Here is a 3800-nt window from a genome sequence, read left to right on the forward strand (position 1 = left end):
AATGAAAGGCTGTTCACGCAGTGAAAGAACTTGGCCGCGAACAAGCCTTGCAAGCCCAGGCCAGCCAATTAAGCTGAGCATGAGCATAATGATATAAATGCGGTATTCAGAAGGAGTTTTCCATTCTGATAAAATAGCGCCCATAATCAATAAAAGAGGGAGGCCAGGGATAGACATCAATATGTCAGCCAGCCTCATCAGCACTTGATCAATGATACCTCGATAAAAACCAGCAACGGCTCCTAAAACAGAGCCAATTAACACAGACAGAACCATAGAAGCAATTCCTACAGTGAGAGAAATTTGACCAGCAAGCATCAAGCGCGTGAGTACATCTCTCCCATACTTATCTGTACCTAACCAATGCTCAGCGCTTGGGGGATCATTCATTAAACTAACGTTTACAGTACTGTTAACATAAGGAGAAAACAAAGGGCCAATAAAACTAAAAGCAATCATGGCAAGCAAAAAGAATAATCCACTTATCGCTAATTTATTTTTTCGCAGCCGCTTATACGTTTGTTTCCATAGTGATATTGGTTTTGAAACTGCGTCTTTTTGCGGCTGTTCTGTTACTAAGGAAGTTTCCATAAAATAATCGCCTACTTTAACCGAATTCGCGGATCGACCGCTGCATATGTAATATCTGCTAAAAAGTTACCTATAATCGTTAAAAAAGAAAGTAACATCGTAAAAGACATTAAGACTGGATAATCTCTAAAGCTTAATGCTTCTAGCTGAATTCTGCCCACCCCAGGCCAGTTGAAAATTTGTTCGGTTATAATCGCTCCGGAAAATAGCCCGGGCAGTTCAAAAGCTAACAGTGTAATAGCAGGAAGTAACGCATTTTTTAACGCGTGCTTGAAAATGATAGAGCGTTCTTTTAATCCTTTTGCACGTGCTGTTCGTATATAATCTTGCCGAATGACTTCAAGCATTCCGGTACGAAAATATCTGGTTAATGAACCTACGCTTAAAAGTGTCAAAATCGCCACCGGTAGCACCATATGTTTACTCACTTCTAGCAGGTAAGCGAGCTTTGTTGTATTGCTGCCTGTATCAATCATCCCTCCAATTGGAAGAATCCCTAAATCAACAGCAAAAAATTTAATAAGCAATAAACCAATAAAGAAAGAAGGGAAGGACATAGCAGCAAAAACACCAAGTGTAACGAAACCGTCGAACCAAGAGTACTGTTTTACAGCCGAAATAACCCCTGTAAATAAAGCGATTGTCCAGGTGAAAAATAGAGAAACTGCAGCTATAAGAAATGAGTTCCAAATGAATTTATTTAATAATGACGTTACAGGTTCTTGGTATTTTAATGAAAAACCAAAATCACCTTTTATTAAATCTGTAAACCACTGTACGTATCTTTCTAAAATTGGCTTATCAAGTCCATATAATTCTCGTAGTTCCTGAGCTCTCTCCGGGGTTAGCTTAGGGTTTGAGTCGATATAATCCCCGGGCAATAAAGCAAAAAGAACAAAAATAAGAAAAGATGTGCCAATTAAAATAGGAATCATTTGTAAAAATCGATAAAAAATATATTGTTTCAATACGTGTTCCTCCCTAAAAGTGCCCGGCGTCTAGACTCGGGCACTATTTTTACCTATACATGAAAGCAGACTTTACTCTTTAATTGAAAGGTTTGGAAGGCTCGAAGAAATCCCCGTGAAATTATCAGGATTAAGTCCACTAATGCGTGCATTATTAGCGTGAATAACTTTGCGGTAATTCAGCAAAATGACAGGTGGATCATCAGATAATTCTTTATACAGTTCATGGTAAATCTTTTTGCGTTCGTTGATATCCGTAGTGCTAACGCTCTCTTCCAGCAATTTATCTACTTTAGGATTTGAGTAGCCTGCCGAGTTATCAGGATGAGTCGAAGCTAAATCAGCGACTGCATCGTCAGGGTCAGAAAGCATAGGGGTAGAAACGGCGGCTAAGTCGTAATCTTTTTTATTCAGCTTAGTCAAAAGCGTATTAAAGTCTAATACTTCCGGGTTAAATTGGATGCCCAGCGCCTTGTAATTTTCTTTTGCGATTGGAATAAAATCGTCGGCATTTCTGCTTGTTAAATAACTAATTTTTAGCTTCGTTCCACCTTTAGCTCGTATTCCGTCTTTTCCAACTTTCCATCCTGCGTTATCTAATAAGTGTTTAGCTTTTTTGACATCATATTTATATTTGTTTATATCATCTTCTGTATATGCCCACGAAACAGGAGAAACAGGTACATTAGCAACAGTGCCGTATCCTTTATACGTGACGTCCGTAATTTTTTGACGATCAAGTCCGTATATCAATGCTTGTCTGACGGCTTTATCTTTTAGATAAGGCTTAGTGTTGTTAATATATGCGTAGCTATAAGAGTTAGCGGTTGTGACCTTGATATTTGCAAAACCTAGCTCTTTAAGCTGCTCTACGCTCTCGGGTTCTGCTGGAAAACGGTCATAGTCTGTTTCGCCTGCTTCAAATAGCTGAGAAGTTGTTTCTGGCGTGGTTACTTTATAAATGAAATTTTTTACTTTCGGCGGGCCTTCATAATAGTTTTTATTTGCAACATAGCGTATTTCCTGACCGGGAATATATTTTTCCAATTTGTAAGGTCCGGATCCTATAGGCTTTGAATAAAGGTTCTTTAAATAATCTAAATGACCGTACGTATAGTCTTTTCCGTAATAATCTTTTGATAGTACGATACCGCCTAGTAGTAAAAGAGCTTTTGCGTTTACTTTTTCCGTTGTGATTTTAATTGTTAAAGGATCAATCACTTTAATTCCTTCTATTGTTTTCGCTTTTCCATCTTTATAGTCTTTTCCACCTTTGATTGTAGCGGTTGCTAAGTCACCCCATCCGTCATAAGCAGGGTCGTGAAGAAGAGTTAATGTAAAAGCTACGTCATCGGCAGTGAGAGGAGAGCCGTTGCTGAATTTTAAACCATCCCTTAAGTGAAACGTATAAACAAGCTGATCGTCCGAGATTTCCCAGCTTTTCGCTAAAATCGGAACCGGCTTTCCGTTTTTATCTAAATCTACTAAAGGGCTAAAGATAGGACTTGTCGCGTTTCCATCCCACCCGTTGTCGTAGAAATAAGGTAAAAAGACGCCTCCAGGAGCTGACATTCCAGCAATAAACGTATCTTTTCTTTCTAACGCTTTAGCTGGAATGTTTCCTGTGTTAGAAGCTTTTATTACCTGATCTTTTATTTGTTTAATGTCAGCCGTCTGTGCAGCAGAAGTTGTTTCCTTATTAGTTTTTTCCTCTGTGCTACTATTTAGTGCGCAGGCCGATAAAAAGCTAGCGAAAGTCATTGTTAATACTAAACCCGTCAGTTTTTTCATCATTTTCCACCCCAAGTCATATTTTCTTTGTGTAAGATTGATAAATTTTTTCATCACTTCCAGTTCTATGTATACTAAAACATGTAATTCTTATCGAAAAAGTATGTTTTATTTTATGATATTTCTAATATATGGGAGAGTCAATAAGTATCAAGGCGACTTCAGTTAAAGAAATGTGACTTATTATAAAAATTAATTTTAAAAAATAAAAGCTTGAATTTATCTCATAAAACGTTCTCATTTACTAAGAATACAATGTAAATAAATGTAACAAGTGTGAATCTTTATGTTCAAAACTATACGGGTGTATTTAGGTTTAAAGTTCGTCTTATAGGGTATCTAAGAGAAGAAAGAGAGTATCTTTCTATCCGGAAAAACAGCGTGGCGAGGGGGTTGAGCTGGCATATTACGCAAATTGAAAAATATGCCAAAAGTAGCACTGTAAACCAG

At 37.6% G+C, this 3800-nt stretch carries 3 protein-coding genes; all 3 read right to left on the minus strand.

Annotation, left to right across the window (positions count from 1 at the left end; genetic code table 11):
* On the minus strand, nucleotides 1-591 hold a 591-nt coding region (locus tag AC1DRF_RS19135), incomplete at its 3' end, for an ABC transporter permease (protein ID WP_477741411.1).
* A gap of 11 nt (nucleotides 592-602) precedes the next feature.
* Nucleotides 603-1559 carry an ABC transporter permease gene (locus AC1DRF_RS19140; protein WP_477741412.1) on the minus strand — a complete coding sequence of 319 codons (957 nt, stop codon included), beginning with the start codon at nucleotides 1557-1559 and terminating at the stop codon, nucleotides 603-605.
* A 72-nt stretch (nucleotides 1560-1631) separates the two neighbouring features.
* Entirely contained in the window at nucleotides 1632-3350 is a 1719-nt protein-coding gene (locus AC1DRF_RS19145; RefSeq protein WP_477741413.1) for an ABC transporter substrate-binding protein, read from the minus strand.
* Nucleotides 3351-3800: the final 450 nt, after the last annotated feature.

This window comes from Priestia sp. P5_B4, from assembly GCF_056400385.1.

What these genes read in the sequence shown, in the direction of transcription:
- AC1DRF_RS19145 (WP_477741413.1), bottom strand. Translation starts at nt 3,350, where the DNA reads ATGAAAAAACTGACGGGTTTAGTATTAACAATGACTTTCGCTAGCTTT.